At 71.6% G+C, this 1,219-nt stretch carries 3 protein-coding genes; all 3 read right to left on the bottom strand.

The window, feature by feature from the left end:
* The coding region (locus AC07PV_RS24985; protein ID WP_494631620.1) for a DUF7146 domain-containing protein at positions 1-480 on the bottom strand (480 nt) is incomplete at its 3' end.
* On the bottom strand, positions 477-1,007 hold the full coding sequence (locus AC07PV_RS24990) for a hypothetical protein (RefSeq protein WP_494631621.1): 531 nt from the start codon (positions 1,005-1,007) through the stop codon (positions 477-479). The genes AC07PV_RS24990 and AC07PV_RS24985, both read right to left, overlap by 4 nt.
* A gap of 2 nt (positions 1,008-1,009) precedes the next feature.
* Positions 1,010-1,219: hypothetical protein (locus AC07PV_RS24995; protein ID WP_494631623.1), on the bottom strand; the 210-nt coding region annotated here is incomplete at its 5' end.

Raw genomic sequence — 1,219 nt, forward strand, 5'->3', positions numbered from 1 at the left:
GGCCTGGGCGATGCGCAACGCCGTGGAGATGCCCACGGCCATGCCCATCACGCGGCTGGTGCTGTCTGCAGGGGCCAGCCGCGCACACGCGCCCAGCGCGGGGCCAGCCTTGCCGGTCAGCTTGACGGGCGCGGGCACTGGGGCCAGCGATCCATCGGCCGCAAGGTAGATGCGCTGCAGCGCCACCGCATGGGGCACGGGTGCCGCATGCAAACCGTGCGGGTAGGTGTCCACCTCGAACAGCGCCAGCAATGCAGGGAACTTGCCCATGCACGCGGGCTTGCGGTCGGCCTGCATGTGCCAGTAGTCGAGCGCGGGATGCAGGCGCAATGCCGCTGGCCATGTGCCTTGCGCGGCACCGCTGCGGGCGAGGTAGCGGCCGGCCGCATCGTCGGCCGACACCGGCCGCGCCTCGGCCCACAGGCTGGCGATGCGCGCCCGGTTCACTTCGTAGGCGTGCCTTGCGCCTGCTGCGCTCATGCTGGCTGGCCTTCCTGCACCAGCACGGCGTGCAGCGCATCGAGCATGTTGTCCATGACGGCGGTGCGTTCGGCCATGGCGTCGGCCAGCAGGCGCAGCGCGGCGGCAAGGTTTTCTCCGGTGAGGGTGTCGGCCGCGCACGGCGCCATGTCGGCCACGGCCTCGAACGCGAGCTGGGCTTGGCACATGTGGGTGTGCTGGTCGCTGGCGTCCATCGCCAGATGGCGGGCGCGGTCGCTGGTGTCGCGGGCGCCGGTGACCGTGCGCACGGCGTCCAGCCGCACGCCGATGGCGTCCAGGCGCTGCTCCATGGCGTCGCTGTGCAGGTGCAGCAGCTCGCCCAGGCCGTCCATGTTGACGGTGGCGTGTGGGTTGGTGGCGCCAGCGGCCAGCGCTGCGATGGCATGGCAGGCGCGCAGCACGGTGCGCAGGGATTCGGTGTAGTCCTGGGCTTCCAGCGCCAGTTGCGGCAGGCAAAGCTCCGCCTTCACTGCCTCGCGGGCAGCGTTGTGGGTGGTCGTGTGCATGGTTACCCCTCCAGGCTCAGGGCCACGTCCAGGCCGCGCAGTGCGGCCAGGGCCTGCATCACCTTGCGGCGTGCGCGGGCAACGTCCACGTGCGGCTGGCGCAGGTTGTGCAGCGCAGTGCCCAGCGCGTTGTGCGCGGTGGCGTGCAGCTGGATGGGGTCGGGGGTGCCCGTGATGGGCGAGGTGGTGCGCGCGATCAATGCGCGTGCGGG

The organism is Acidovorax sp. GW821-FHT09A11, from assembly GCF_059418365.1.

Bases quoted from the DNA above. Each gene is read 5' to 3' on its own strand.
- AC07PV_RS24990 (WP_494631621.1), bottom strand. From the start codon at position 1,007: ATGCACACGACCACCCACAACGCTGCCCGCGAGGCAGTGAAGGCGGAG.